This window comes from Conexibacter sp. CPCC 205762, assembly GCF_030646155.1.
GTDB lineage: Bacteria > Actinomycetota > Thermoleophilia > Solirubrobacterales > Solirubrobacteraceae > Conexibacter.
This window is the reverse complement of record NZ_JAUTDN010000025.1, coordinates 67,876-82,250: the sequence shown is the minus strand read 5'-3', so window position 1 is coordinate 82,250 and position 14,375 is coordinate 67,876. Positions and strand designations below refer to the sequence as shown.

At 75.9% G+C, this 14,375-nt stretch carries 6 protein-coding genes; 3 read left to right on the top strand and 3 right to left on the bottom strand.

The annotated features are described in order from the left end of the window. Together Q7L73_RS18355 and Q7L73_RS18350 are read left to right on the top strand one after the other, a co-directional pair. The coding region (locus tag Q7L73_RS18355; RefSeq protein WP_304715601.1) for a hypothetical protein at positions 1 to 1,579 on the top strand (1,579 nt) is incomplete at its 5' end. Beyond that, complete coding sequence (locus Q7L73_RS18350; protein ID WP_304691186.1) at positions 1,576 to 3,333, top strand: hypothetical protein; 1,758 nt, start codon at positions 1,576 to 1,578, stop codon at positions 3,331 to 3,333. The genes Q7L73_RS18355 and Q7L73_RS18350, both read left to right, overlap by 4 nt. A gap of 56 nt (positions 3,334 to 3,389) precedes the next feature. Here Q7L73_RS18350 and Q7L73_RS18345 read toward each other — a convergent pair whose 3' ends face one another. The 3 genes from Q7L73_RS18345 to Q7L73_RS18335 all read right to left on the bottom strand — a co-directional run bounded on the left by Q7L73_RS18345 (position 3,390) and on the right by Q7L73_RS18335 (position 12,130). After that, a complete protein-coding gene (locus Q7L73_RS18345; protein ID WP_304691185.1) occupies positions 3,390 to 4,811 on the bottom strand; it encodes a hypothetical protein in 1,422 nt (473 codons plus the stop codon). A gap of 275 nt (positions 4,812 to 5,086) precedes the next feature. Beyond that, positions 5,087 to 7,591, bottom strand: a complete 2,505-nt coding sequence (locus Q7L73_RS18340; RefSeq protein WP_304691183.1) for a PKD domain-containing protein — start codon at positions 7,589 to 7,591, stop codon at positions 5,087 to 5,089. Between the two features lie 66 nt (positions 7,592 to 7,657). Next, the gene (locus Q7L73_RS18335; protein ID WP_304691182.1) at positions 7,658 to 12,130 is read right to left on the bottom strand and encodes a hypothetical protein; all 4,473 of its coding nucleotides are present in this window, start codon (positions 12,128 to 12,130) and stop codon (positions 7,658 to 7,660) included. A gap of 166 nt (positions 12,131 to 12,296) precedes the next feature. On the opposite strand from Q7L73_RS18335, the gene ftsH reads away from it, so the two are divergent. After that, entirely contained in the window at positions 12,297 to 14,318 is a 2,022-nt protein-coding gene (ftsH, locus tag Q7L73_RS18330) for an ATP-dependent zinc metalloprotease FtsH (protein ID WP_304691181.1), read from the top strand. Positions 14,319 to 14,375 lie beyond the last annotated feature (57 nt).

Here is a 14,375-nt window from a genome sequence, read left to right as displayed (position 1 = left end):
CGCGCCGGCCGCCGCCGCGCCGCCCGCCGCCGCGCCGCCCGCCCCCGGTGCCCCCACGGCGCCGACCCCGCCGGCCCAGGTCGCCGTCCGCGACGTGGGCGCGCAGCGCACGCGGCTCGTCAGCCAGACGCGCGCCTCGCTCGGCGGCGAGCCGCAGCCGGTTTCCGACGGCGCGGCGCTCGTCCCCGACCCGCTCGATCAGGTCGGCTGGGCCAGCACCGCCGCGATCAGCGCCGACGGCTCGACCGTCGCCTGGATGGGGATCGAGATCCCGGCGCAGGCGCAGGCGGGCGCCGCGGAGGTGCCGGCCGGCACGACGCCGGTCCGCAGCCCGCGCCAGTACGCCGAGCCGCTGTGGCGGCGGATCGACGACGGCCCGGCGGCGCCGACGCGACGTGTCACCGGCGGCGACGATCCCGATTGCGGCTGCCTCGGCCCGCTCGCGACCGGCTACGCGCCGCAAGGACCGGTCGCAGACGCGCGCGGACCGGAGTTCGGCACGTTCGTCGCGACCGGCGGCTTCGCGGGCGGCAGCGCGATCTCCCCGAGCGTCGACAGCATCACGCCGCAGCTGAGCGCCGACGGCCGTCGCGTCGCCTTCCTCTCGACGCAGCCCGACCGCGGCCGCGAGCCGAGCACGGTCGGTCGCAGCTTCGCCACGACCGCGAACGCCTTCGTCGCCGACATGACGCCCGGCCTGACGCGCACGGCCGCGCTGACACGGTTGACCGACTGGGGCGGCAGCAGCTTCGGCGACCTCGCCGCCAGCGGCCAGATCGCCGACGTCGCGATCTCGCCGGACGGCGCGCGGGTCGCCTTCACGACCGCCCGCCAGAGCTTCCCGCACGCGCCGCCGGCGCTGACGAGCCAGCCCGTCACGCAGGCGCCGGCGCGGGCGCAGCTGTACCTCGCGGACCTGACCGCCGGCACGCTGGAGCTGGTGACGCGCGGATTCGACGACCAGCCCGGCGACGCCCCGGCGGCAACGCCGTCGTTCAGCGGCGACGGCACGACGCTCGCGTTCGCGGCTGCGGCGAGCAACCTCGTCTACGGCGCCTGGAACGGCGTCTCCAACGTCTTCGTGCGCACGAACGTGACCGTGCCGACGGTCGCAGGCGTGCCGCAGACGAGCGCCGCGCCGGCCCCGCCGCGGGTGACGCCGAGCTGGCGGCTCGACGCCGACGCGCGCCGCGGCGCGCGCGGCGCGATCGTGCTCGACGTCGCCGTTCCGGCCGCCGGCAGCGTGCGCGCGAGCGCGACGGCGGCGGTCACGACGACGCGGCTCGTGACCATGTGGAGACGACAGGGGAGACGGCGCGTGCGGGTCAAGCGCAAGCGGACACGGGTCCTCAGACGCGTGGTCGCCCGCGCCCGCGCGAGATCGAGCGGCGCCGGCGTCGTCACGCTGACGCTGCGGCCGGCGCCCGCGTACCGCGCCCAGGCCGCCCGCAGAGGCGGCCTCTACGCGACCTTCGCGGTCACGTTCGCCGCGCCCGGCCGCAGACCGCTGACGCGGCGGCTGCAGGCGAGCTTCCCGAAGGCGGCTGCGACGAGAGCGGCCAAGCGAGGCACCGGATGAGCAAGCGCCGGACCGCCAGGCGGGCGCGCAGATGCGGGCGGGCGGCACCGCCGCTCGGCTGCCGCATCGCCGCGCTCGTGACGATCGCGCTCGCGCTCACCGCGCCCGCCGCCGCGCAGGCCGCCGACGGCGCGACGTGGCACTTCGCGCCGGCCGCCGCGCCGCCGCCGCCCGCCGGCGTCGCGCCGAGCCCCTTCCCGGCGCAGCTCGGCACGGTCGGCGACATCGAGTTCTGGGCGCCCAACCGCGGGCTGCTGATCAGCGGCGGCAACCAGTTCGTGCCCGCCGGCCTGTACGCCTGGGACGGCGTCAGCTGGCACCAGCTGTCGACCGTCTGCGGCAGCCCCAAGGGCCGCATCGCGTGGGCAGGGCCGGACGAGTTCTGGACGATCTCCGACCAGCGCCCCGGCCAGGCCGGCGGCGCGTTCGGGCCCGCGCAGTTCGAGCGCGTCTCGCTCTGCCACTTCGCGGGCGGGCGCGTCGTCGGCTCCTACGCGCTGCCGCTCGGACAGCAGGACTCCTACCAGCCGCTGAACGCCGCCGCCTGCCGCGCGCCCGACGACTGCTGGTTCGGCGGCGAGCGCGCCGTCGGCGGAGGCGGCTTCCACCTGCACTGGGACGGCAGCAGCGTGACCGCGGTCGTCAGCCCGCAGGACCAGCCGATCGCCGCGATGGCGACGTTCCTCGGGCGCGTCTACGAGAGCGTGCGGCTGGGGCAGGCAGACGCCGGCGCCGCCGAGGCGCCCGCGCTGCTGCACGCGCTCGTGCCCGACGACCCGGACGGCCTCTTCCGCCCGTTGCGGCCGATCTCCGACGACTGCCCGGGCGGCTTCTGCCCGCAGCTGCCGAGTTACGGCAGAGACGCCGCCGGCCGGCCGGTCGAGCCGGCGACGCTCGACGGGCTCGTGCTCTCCGGCGACCGCGCCGCCCCCGGCGCCGGCGGGCAGCTGTGGGCGCTCGCGCCGGCGAACGGCGCCACCAGCGTGCCGGCGGGCCGCGGCGCCGGCCATCCGCTCGTGCTGCGCCAGCACGACGACGCCTGGCAGCAGGTCGTCCCCGACGCGGCGCAGCTCGCCGCCGACGACGATCCGCGCGCGATCGCCGCCGAGCCCGGTGCCGACGCGGCCTGGCTGACGCTGCGCAGCAGCGACGGGGTCGCGCACGTCGCGCGGCTGTCGTCCGCTGACGCGGGCGCGACGTGGACGGTCGGCGCGCGGGCCCTGCTCGGGCCCGACCAGCAGGTCGGCGCACGCGGCGCGGCCGGTCCGCTCGCCTGCCCGGCGCCGGACGACTGCTGGCTGGCGACCGACCGCGGCTGGCTCTTCCACCTGACCGACGGCACGCCGCTCGCGCGCGACAGCGATCCCGCCTTCGCCGGCGTGATCGACGACCGCCCGCCCGACAACGGCGTGCCGGCGATCGTGCCCGACGTCGACGCGACCAACGACACGCCGGTGCCCGCCTATCCGCTGCTGCCGATAGACCCGCCGACGCCCGATCCCCCGCGGACGCCGAGGGCGAAGCCGCTCGTCTCGAAGGTCAGTCGCAGGATCGTGCCGCGGACGACGCGGCTGCGGGTGACCTTCACGCTCGCCGCCCGCGCGCACGTCCAGCTGGTCGCGTTGCGGAAGGGCAAGGTGGTGGCGAAGACGAGACGACGCACCCTGCCGAAAGGCCGTCACACCCTCCAGCTGAGACTGCAGCGCGCGCGCTGGCCGACGAAGCTCGACCTGCGCGCGCGCCGGGCGAGATAGCGAGGGCCGGCTCCGCGGAGCCGGCCCTGGTCGAAGCTGGCTTCGGTGCGTCGCGGCTAGAGCGCCGCCGCCGCGAGCGCCGCGTCGGCGCGGATGTCGCGCAGGCCGGTGCCGCCGGTCGGCAGCGGCGCGTAGTACGTCCCGGAGGACGAGAACAGCGCGGCCTGTCCCGTCGTGCCGACGGCGTACTGGAGGTACGACTTCGTCGCCGCCTCCGCGTTCGTCCCCTGCGGTCTGAGGTTGTTCGTGTTCCAGGCGCCGTTCTTCCACGACAGCACGAACAGCGCGATCGAGAGCGGGTAGTAGTGCGCCGTTCTGCCCGAGTTGCCGTAGAGGTTCGGGTCCCAGGCGTGGGTGTAGTTCGTGCTGCTGGCGGTCCAGGTGCCGGTCGGGTCGAACGTGCTTCCGCCGGCGGTCGTGGTCGGCACGACCCAGTTGCCGACGCCGCCGAGGCCGTTGCCTATGTTGGCGTTGGCGCCGGTGTAGAGGTTGGCGAAGCCGCTGTCGTCCGGCGTCGCGTAGGTCTCCGAGCCGGCAGCGGCGCCGGTGTTGTCCTGCAGGGTCGCCCAGACGACCTGGTGGGTGGTGCCGCCCGCGGTGGAGGTTCTGACCGTGGCGGCGAAGGCGCCGCCGGTGACGGCGGTCGCCGAGGCGAGCGTCGCGTAGCCGACCGAGCCCGGTCTGTCAGCGACGGCCTGAGCCTCGGTCGTGTCACCCGAGTTCGGGCCGAGCTTGACCGTCCCGGCCGGGAAGTCGGTCGAGGCCGAGGAGTTGCCGTTGTCGGCGCCGGCTATGTTCCAGTTGGTCGTGTCGGCCGCCTTCAGGTACTGCTTGAGGTTGAGCGTGGCGCCGGCGCCGTCGGTGCGGACCTGGACGCCGGTGATCGCCGCGCCGGCCGGTCTCGTGTTGCTCGTCGTGATCGCGGTTCTGGTCAGCGAGAAGAGCGCCTCCCACGTGTTGGCGTTCCAGCCGTTGTTGGCCGGGACGGTGCCGGCGAACAGCTGCCCGAACTGCGCGCTCGTCAGTCTGACGCCGCCGGAGGTGACTCTGACCGAGCCCGGTATCGAGAGCAGGATCGCGAGCGGCGTCTGCGCGACCGGGACCGTCACCTCGCGGGCGGTCGAGAGGGCCGAGCCGCCGGCGGCGTAGGCGGCGTTCTCGAGCTGCGTGCCGGTGCCCAGCTGCGGCGTGAACGTCCCGCCCGGCGCGGGACCTGTCGGTCCGCTGTCGACGGTGGTGAAGCCGTCGTACTGAGCCGGCGATAGCGCGGCGGCGAACGGGTCCTTGGAGATGTCGAGTCTGCCGGTGTCGTTGCCGAACTCGGCGAAGCCGGCGCCCGAGTTCGTGCCGGTGTACGTCGAGGTGTAGCTTCTGCCACCGCCTCTCCAGCCCGGGATCCAGATGCTGGTGTGCAGCACTCTCTGGACCGCGGCGCCGCTGCCGAGGACGTCGGTCGTGGCGAACGCCTCGGAGGTCACTGCACCGCTGATCGCTCCTGCGGCCGCGAGCCCGGTTGCGAGCGCGAGTGCGCGACGCGCTGTGCGCGAATGCAACATTCGTATATCCCCTTTTCCCGATCGGGAAGATCGTTTATTGACGATTCCACCGTAATTAACCTGACGAGGGGCTCGCAACACTTTCACCTGTCCGTTACAGCGCCCGCGCTCGGCCGGCCCACAACGACGACGGGGCCGAAGCGTCTCCGCTCCGGCCCCGTCCTGTCCCCAGGTCGTCTCCTGCACGTGTCGTCGGTTCAGCGGCGACCTCCTCTTCTGGCTGCCTGCGTGACCGTGGCGGTGACGGTCCTGCTGCTCGTTCCCCCATCGCTTCCCCGTGCCGCCACGACGACCGTCAGCTTCAGCGAACGGCGTCTCTTCAGCCACGCCGCCCCGGTCTTGTTGAGCGAGAGCGTCACGGTCGCGCTGCTGCCGGCGCTCAGCGAGTACGCGCCCGCGCCGACCGCGATCGTCTGCGTTCTTCTTCTCGCTCTTCTGCCTCTGCCGACGGTGACGGTCGTTCTGAAGCTGAGCTTGACCGTGCCGGTGACCGCGGGGCTGCCGGCCGGCAGCGACAGCCGCAGTCTCAGCGCGCCTCTGCCGCCCAGCGTCTTGACGGTCACGCGCGGCGCCTGCGGCTGCGCTCTCGGCGCGGGCGGGGCCGGCGTGTTCGGCGTCGGCGGCGTCCCGCCGCCGCCGTCCGGGGCTCTGTTGCCGCCGCCGTCGGGCGCTCTCGCCGCCGCGACCGTCACCTGACGCGTGACGGCGTCGCTCGTCTGGCCGCCGTCGTCGCGCACTCTCAGCGTCACGGTGTAGGTGCCGGCGGTCGTGTAGCGGTGGCTCGCTCTCGCCGTGGCCGTGTCGTCGGCGGCGCTGCCGTCGCCGTAGGTCCAGTGGTAGTTGGCGAGCTGGCGGCCGAAGGCCGCGCTCGAGCCGCTCGCGTCGAGCGCGACCGTCTCGCCCGCGGCGATCGCGGCCGGCTGCGCGAGCGCCGCCGTCGGTCTCGCCGTGCTCTGCACGACGATCCGCCCTCTGGCGACGTAGCTGCCGAGGTCGCCGGTCACCCGCAGCGCGACGTCGTAGCTGCCGGGCTCGGTGTAGGTGCGGGTCGTTCTCGCCGGCGGGTTGACCCAGTCGTTCGCGGCGGCGACCTCGCCGAAGCCGTCGTCGCCGGGGCCGCCTCTCGTCGCACCGGTCAGGTTCCAGGCGTAGGCGTAGACGTTCGCGGTGCCGTGGCCGCCGGCCGGGTAGCCGACCGTGCCGGCGTCGAACGCGACCGTCGTGCCGGCCGCCACCGTCAGCGGGTCGGCGACGCTCGCCGGCTTCGGCGCCGGCGCCCCGGCGGCGGTGCTGCCGACCGCGAAGGTGCCGCTCGCGCCGACGCAGGTCTGCGCCGCACCGGGCGCGAACTCGATCAGCTGGCGTCCGTCGGTCACGCCCGAGGAGACGCTGTCGGGGCCCGTGGCGAGCGTCCAGACGGACCCGCCCGCGCCGGCCGCCAGCAGCACCCGGTTGTCGCCGCCGAGGACCGAGATGTGGCAGGGGCCGCCGGCCGCGACGTCGCCGAGCGTGTCGAAGATCGTCGTCGGCGGCGAGCCCGGCGTCGCCAGCAGCCCGCCGGCCGCCGGGGCGATCAGCCGCACGCCGTCGACCTTGCCGGCCCAGTAGCTGGAGGTCGACTCGCGGTAGACCGCCGCGACCAGGCCGTTGGAGAGCGTCACGACCTCGGCGTTGCCGGCCGACCCGTCGATCGGCAGCACCGGAGTGCCCGCGAAGACGCCGTCGACGAGCGGCGGGCTGGCGAGGACCGTCGGGTTGGCCAGGTCGCCGTCGAGCCGGACGACGTCCGCGCCGGTGCGGGGGCCGCTGCGGGTGCTCGCTCTGAGCTGCAGCACGACGCTGCCGTCGGCATCGCCGGAGATCCCGCTGACGGCGAGCAGCGACTCGTCCGCGGGCGCGTTCGTCGCGCCGTCGAGCGCGGACGGCTCCCACGTCGTGCCGACCGCGCCGGTCGTCGTCGCGAGTGCGACGACGCGGCTGCTGCTGAAGCGGCTGAGCCCGCCGGCGCCGGCGACCGCGACCTGCGTCGCGGCGCCGCTGCCGGCGATTGCGATGCCGACCGGCTTGTAGATCAGCGGTGTGTCGCCCGGCGCCAGCGTCGCCGCGTCGGTCAGCAGGCCGGGCGCGTCGTAGCCGCTGTCGGGCGTCGTGACCGCGTCGGCCGGGAGGCCGGCGGGTGCGACCAGCTTGCCGGCGGCCGGCGTCGTCGCGAAGGCGATCACCTCGCTGGCGTACTTGACCGGGTTGCCGCCGCCGTCGAGGCCGGCGCCGGCGACGAGCGCGTAGACACGGCCGGCCGCCCCGTCGACCGCGAGCGAGCCGATCGCCGCGGTCCCGCTGCCGTCGGGGTTGGGGAGCGTGAAGCGCGTCTGCGCGAGCGCTCTGCCGCTGCCGTCGAGCTTCTGCAGCCGCCAGTGCGTCGTCGTGTCGCCGGAGCCGCTGACGCGGTCGACGACGTAGACGGCGGTGCCGTCGCCGCCGGGCGTCGTGTCGGCGGTGTCGACCGCGAAGCCGGTCGGGTCGACGAACGCGCCGTCGGTCAGCGTGCCGTCGTAGGCGCCTGAGTGGTAGGCGGCGGTGTCGAAGCCGCCGACGCGGTGCGCGACGCCGTAGCGGTCGACCGCATGGGCTGGTGCCGCCGTCAGCGCGAGCGTCGCGGCGACCGCGGCGATCGGCAGAGATGTGCGAAGAGAGTCGGGCATGGGCCGGCGACCGTAGCCGAGCGCCGATCCGCCAGCCAGACTTTCACCGCAGCGTTACACCGGGAGTCAGTGACGGCGCTCGTCGTCGGCGCGCGCCCATGCCGGCGGCGGTCTGCGGGCCCGCGCGCCGCCGCCTGCGCGCCGCGCGGTCAGCAGCGCGCCGGAGCCGCCGATCGCCGCCAGCAGCGCGAGCGCGAACGGCGACCACGGCGGCAGCGTGCGCTGCCCCGGGCGGTGCACGGCCATGTGGTGGACGACCTCGACGGCCGCCTCCTCCTCGCGCGTCTGCTCCGGCGCGCCGACTGGCTGCGACACCTGCGAGGGCACCTGCGCCGAGCCCGACGGCGGCGTCGGCCGGGCCGGCGAGGGCGACGGCGGCGGCGTGATCGCGCGCAGCGGCGTCGGGGCCGGTGGCGCGGGTGCGGGCGGGGCCGGCAGCGGGAGAACGGGCGGGGGCGCCGGCAGGACGGTCGCCGGCGTCGGCACGGGCGCGGGCGGTGTGACCGGTGTCGGCGCGGGCACCGCGGCCGGCGCCGGGCCGGGGCCGGGGGGCGAGAATCTCGTCGGCGCCTGCGAGATGCCGGGCGCCGGGGCGGGAGCGGCCGGCGGCACCGTCACCTCCGGAGCGGTGCCCGGCGCCGTGCCGCGCGCGGTCAGGACCGTCCCGCACGGCTGTTGGACGCTGCCCTCCTGGACGGTCACCTGCTGCGTGGAGGAGCGGCCGCCGGCGCTGAGCGTGATCGTCGTCGTGCCCGGGTTGAAGGCGCAGAAGAGGCCGGAGCGGGCGTCCGGCGTGGGGTGGCCCGTGGCGTCGAGCTTGACGGCGCGTGGATCGCCGGAGGCCGGGTCGGCCGCGACGAAGTCACCGACCTTCGGGTCGGAGGAGCTGAAGCGATAGGCGAGCGCGACCTGCTTGACGCAGTTGGAGCCGGCGCAGGTCTGCGGGATCGGCGTGTACGGCTGCGGCACGTTGTCGACCGCGTCGCCGTTGGCGTTGCGGCGCTGGAAGCCGCCGCCGCGCGGGCGCCGCGCAAGCCCTTCGAACAGCGCCACCTGGCTGCGGCGCAGCAACGTGCCGTCGGTCGCGTCGAGCCCCAGCTCCGCGGCGTTCGGCACGACCGCCGCGCTGACCGCCGCGCGGTTGCTCGCGGCGTCGCGCGCGCCGGCTCTGACGGTCAGCAGCAGGAAGCCGCTCTGGCCGAGGTAGTCGGTCGTCGTCGCGCGGGCGGTGTAGCCGAGCGTCGCGGTGCCGTAGGCGGGGATCGAGACGCCGTCGGCGGTCAGTCTCAGCTCGACGTTGCTGCTCGGCGCGTTGAAGAGGTACGCGGAGGCGCCGTGACGCACGAGCAGCGCGGCGACGACCGCGCCGTCGGCGGCGTCGTTGCCGGTCTGGCCGCCGCTGAGGCCGCGATTGCCGAGCACGATCGCCGGCAGCCCGGCGGCGCGGGCGGCGTCGAGCTGCGCGCACAGCCACTGGCGCTGGTCGGCCGGCGCGGCGCTGGCCGCTGCGCACGGCGGAGCCCCGGCCGGGCCGAGCGTCGCGGCGGCGTAGTCGAGCACGATCAGCCGCACCGTCCCGCCGGCGCCGGGCGAGTCGAGCGCGTAGGCGGCCGTGCCGGCCGGCGGCGCGGGCGTGCCGGCGGGGACCGTGCCGGCCGGCAGCGCGGCGCCGAGCGCGCCGCTCGCCGCCTCCGGCAGCTCGCTGCTCGTCGCCGTCGTGTAGACCGGCAGCGAGCGCTGCTGCAGCAGCGCGGCGTGGTGGGCCAGCTCGCGGGTGCGGGCGGCGCCGGTCAGCGGCGTCGGCGCGACACCGGGGCCGGTGTAGAGGAAGGCATGGAGCCCGTCGATCGCCGCCGCGGCGCCGATCGCGGCCGTCAGCCAGGCGTCGGGGCCGAGCCGCTGCTGGGCGAGGTCGGCGCAGGCGGCCGCGCACTGGGCGCCGCCGCCGATCGCGAAGGCGGCCTCGCCGGCGCCGAGCGAGACCGGTGCCGCGGTCGCCTGCGGCGGCTCCGGGCCGGCGCCGATGCGGACGGCGCTCGCGGTCTGCCCGGCGGCCTGCGCGCCGGGGTTGCCGAACAACGTCAGATCGGTGCCGGTCTGCCCGCCGACCGCCCAGCCGCTCGCGCCGCCGGGGTCGACCAGCAGCGCCAGCACCGGGTCGGGCCAGCCGGGCAGGTCGCCGCTCGCCGCGGCCGGGAAGGCGTCGTGCTGGAGGTCCTGCCAGCCGTCGCCGGTCTCCCGCAGCAGGTAGCCGCGCTGCGGCAGCGGGTCGGCGCCGAGCAGGATCCCGTATTCGCCGAGCGTCGGCGCCTGCGGGTTGTCGATCGCCTGCCACAGCGGGTCGCCGTCGATCCCGCGGTCGGGGTCGATCGCGACGAGCGCGCGCACGTGCTCGCCGTCGCCGTCGCGGATCGCGGCGAGCGCGGCGACGTTGCGCGCCTCCGGCAGCGGGGCGGCGGTCGTCCGCCAGCCGCCGCCGGCGCCGTCGCGCTCGAGCACGATCCCGGGGCCGGCGACGACGGCGCCGCCGTCGGGCAGGCCGGCGGCCTTCGACAGGATCGTCGCCGGCTTCGGCAGCGCGTCGAGCACGGCCTGCGCGCTCCCGTCGCGCCGCCAGCCGGAGCCGTCGTCGACGAGCACGCCGCCCAGCTCGTGGAACGGGTCGGCCGGGTCGAGCATCCGGTAGGTCGCGATCGCCTGCTCGCCGGCGAACGCGACCGAGGTGAAGAACGCCTGCGCGAGCCCGTCGGGCAGCGCCTCCCGCGTCCACGACTTGCCGTAGGCGAGCACGATCCCCTGCTTGCCGACGGCGTAGCCGCGCGTCGGGTCGGTGGGGGAGAAGGCGACGGCGGTGAGGTTGCCCTTGAAGCCGATCGGCGCCGCCGGATCGGGCTGCCACTGGTTCGCGTCGCCGTTCCACAGCCACATCGCGCCGTTGTCGCCGACCGCGTAGGCGCGGCCGGACTCGGGCCAGGCGACACCGCGCAGCGTCGGCGTCAGCCGTCTGCCGTTGCCGTCGAAGAGGTACTCGCCGCTCCAGCCGCGGCCGGGCAGATAGCGCGCGACCTCGCCGCCGGCGCCGACCGCGAGCGCCTGCGCCTGCGCGTCGGCCGGCGCCGTACCGGGCTGCGCCGCGAGCGCCAGCAGCGGCGTGCGGAACGGGACCGGCCAGGGGGGGAGCGGGGTGGCGTCGCCGGCGGGCGTGCCGGACGCGGCCGCCGGCGTCGCATGCAGCAGCGCCGTGCCGGTGCTGTCGGCGGCGCCGCCGAGCCAGCCCTCCTGCGGCGAGAGGAACGCGGCGCCGCCGGGGCGGACCGGCTGGCCGGCTTCGGACAGCGCGACGCCGCCGGGGCCTTGGATGGCACCGCCTCCGGCTCCGCCAGCGACCGTGTGGACGGCGTCGCCGGGGCCGTCGAAGCTGAGCAGCGCGCCGTTCGCGAGGCCGCTGACGAGACGGTTGCCGACCGCCCGCTCGCCGTCGCCCGGCCAGGCGAAGCTGCCATAGCTGGTCGGCAGCGCCGCGCCCAGCGCGGCAGCGCCCGCGCACAGCGCCCGCGGCTCGCACCAGCTGCCGAGCGGCGCGCCGTCGGGCGCGGCGGCGGAGACGAGCACCGTCGCGTCGCCGCTCTGCCCGTCGCCGGCGACGCGCAGGTCGACCCAGACGCCGTCCGCCGTCGCCGTCAGCTGCGGGCCGGCGGTGCGGGTCGTCGTGTCGGAGTCGGCGAGCAGCGGCGTCTGCGGGTGGCGCTGGAGCCAGCGCGTCTCGCCCGCCGCCGGCCCGTCGGCGACAGGCGCGGCCGTGCGCTGGAACAGCTGCGGTCTGCCGGCCGCGTCGCGGGCGAGCAGCCAGCTGCTGCCGTCACCCGCGCTTGCGATCGCGGTGGTCGTGAGCGCGGCGGACGGCGCTTCGCACGTCGCTCTGACGACGCTCGCGCAGAGCGGCTCGCGCGTCCAGACGCGACCGTCGAAGCGCAGCACGCCCGGCGCTTCGCCCGGCGCCGTCGCGGGATCGCGCGGCGCCGGCGCGACGAACGCGCCAGCCCGCCCGTCGGCGTCGAAGGCGGCGAGCAGCGGCGCCCCCGTCGTCGGCCACAGCCGCTCGTCAGGCGCGAGCGCGGGCGCTGCGGCGTCGGCGGCGGGGTCGGGCGCGATGGTGAAGGCGCCGCCGGGGTCGCGCGTGATGAGTCGCGCGGCGTCGCCGTCTCCGGCCGCCAGCACGATCCCGCCGCCCGCGCTGACGGCGCTCGCGCGCCAGCTCAGCCCGAGCGCTCTGCCGTCGGCGCCGGCCACGCGCACGACCTGCCAGCGCTCGCTGCCGGCCGCCGCGCGCAGCAGCACGCGCTCGCCGCTGACCGCGCCGCCGCCGGCGAGCGCGACCGGCACCGCGCCGACGTCGCCCTGGGCCCAGATCTCGCCGCCGCCGGGTGCGGCCGGCGCGGCGCCGATCAGCGCGACGTGGCTCGCCGGGGCGCCCAGCACCGGCCGCACGGGGAGCATGTCGGCGCGCGCGGAGACGGCCGGGACGACGGCCGCCGCCAACGCGGCCAGGAGCGTGACTGCACGCGCGAATGAACGATCTCCCTGCGGCACGAGGCGCGCAACCGTAGCAGGAGTTAAGCGCCGAACATTTGTGAAGGAGTTGCTAAATCGACTTATCGATGTGTTAACTCCCACGCCCTGGCCGGTGCTGAAGATCAACTGCTCGATGGCAAGACCGGCGAACCGAAACGGGCGCCCCGCGCCGCCGCGCGGGAGCAGCAGAACGACCGTCAGCTCGGGCCTGGCGAGAAGATCCCGCAGCCCGGCGCTGGCCGCGCTCGGCGAGGTCGGCTCGGGCGTCCGTCGCACGCTGCTGCGCGACCCGCTGACGACGCTGCTGCTGATCGCCTCGCTGGCGATCACGATCGCCTTCTTCTCGCTGCTCGGCTCGATCAAGCCCGACGGCCACGGCACGCAGGTGCCGCTCAGCCAGGTCACCCGGCTCGCCGCCAGCAGAGCGGTGACCGCCGCGACGCTGCTCGACTACGACGACATCGTCGAGCTGCAGACGCGCGACGGCGACCAGCTCTACGCCAGCTACCCCTCCTCCGGCGCGCAGACGCAGACCGTCTCGCAGGCGCTCGAGAGAGGCGGCGCGACGGTCACCGTCGACGATCAGGCCGGCAAGGCGACGCGCACGATCGTCGTCCAGTTCCTGCTGCCGATCCTGCTGCTCGTCTGCCTCTTCGCCTTCCTCACGCGGCTCGGCCAGGACGCCGGCGCGGGCGGGATCGCGGCCTTCTCGAAGTTCACCGGCAGAGGCCGCAAGAAAGGCAAGGGCACGACCCACAAGATCACGTTCGCCGACATCGCCGGGGCTGGCGAGGCGGTCGCGGAGCTGCGCGAGATCAGAGACTTCCTCGCCGATCCCTCCAGATATCTCGCGCTCGGCGCGGCGGCGCCGAAGGGCGTGCTGCTGGTCGGCCCTCCCGGCACCGGCAAGACGCTGCTGGCGAAGGCGGTCGCGGGCGAGGCCGACGCGTCGTTCTTCAGCCTCTCCGGCTCCGACTTCGTCGAGTCGCTGGTCGGCGTCGGCGCGGCGCGTGTGCGCGATCTGTTCGCGAGAGCGCGCAGACAGGCGCCGGCGATCATCTTCATCGACGAGTTCGACGCCGCCGGCCGCAAGCGCGGCGCCGGCATCGGCCAGGGCAACGACGAGCGCGAGCAGACGCTCAACCAATTGCTGGTCGAGATGGACGGCTTCAGCGGTGACGGCGGCCTCGTCGTGATGGGCGCCACCAACCGCCCCGACATCCTCGACCCGGCGCTGCTGCGCCCCGGCCGCTTCGACCGCCAGGTGACGGTCGACACGCCCGACGTCCACGGGCGGCTGGAGATCCTGCGGCTGTACGCGCGCAAGCGGCCGCTCGCCGCCGACGTCGAGCTGGACCGGATCGCGCACGACACGCCCGGCTTCTCCGGCGCCGAGCTGGCCAGCGTCGTCAACGAGGCGGCGCTGCTGACCGTCCGCGAGGGCCGCACGCAGGTCGACCAGAGAACGTTCGAGGAGGCGATCGACCGCGTCCTCTCCGGCCCGGCGAAGAAGCACCTGCTGAGCGAGGACGAGCGCTGGACGATCGCGGTCCACGAGGCGGCGCACGCGGTCGCGAGCGAGGCGCTGCAGCAGACGACGGCGGTCCGCAAGCTGTCGATCGTCGCGCGCGGCCGCACGCTCGGCACGACCGCGACGCTGTTGACCGACCGCGACGCGCTGCTGCAGCGCGAGCCCGAGCTGCAGCGCCAGCTGATCGTCGTGCTGGCCGGTGCGGCCGGCGAGCGGATCGAGTTCGGCTGCCTCTCGACCGGCGTCCACGACGACCTCCACGCCGCCACCAACCTCGCCCGCTCGATGGTCACCAGCTTCGGCATGAGCGACGCGCTCGGCTCGGTCACGATCGGCGAGAAGGCCGGCGAGGTCTTCCTCGGCGCCTCGCTGCAGGACCTCGGCCAGGTCGGCCCCTCGACGCTCGACCTGATCGACCGCGAGGTCGAGCGGATCGTCGGCGACGCCGAGGCGCGCGCGCTGCACGTGCTGCGGCGCAGCTGGGAGAGCGTCGAGGAGATCGCGCAGGCGCTGCTGGAGCACGAGACGCTCTCCGGCGTCGCCCTGGAGGCGCTGCTGTCGACCGTCGCGACGGTCGAGCTGGCGGAGCTGGACGGCGTGCGCTCGCCACGCGCGAGAGGCTGAGCCGGGATGCGTCGTCTTCCACGCGAGCGCGGCCGAGCCGGGACGCGTCCTCCACGC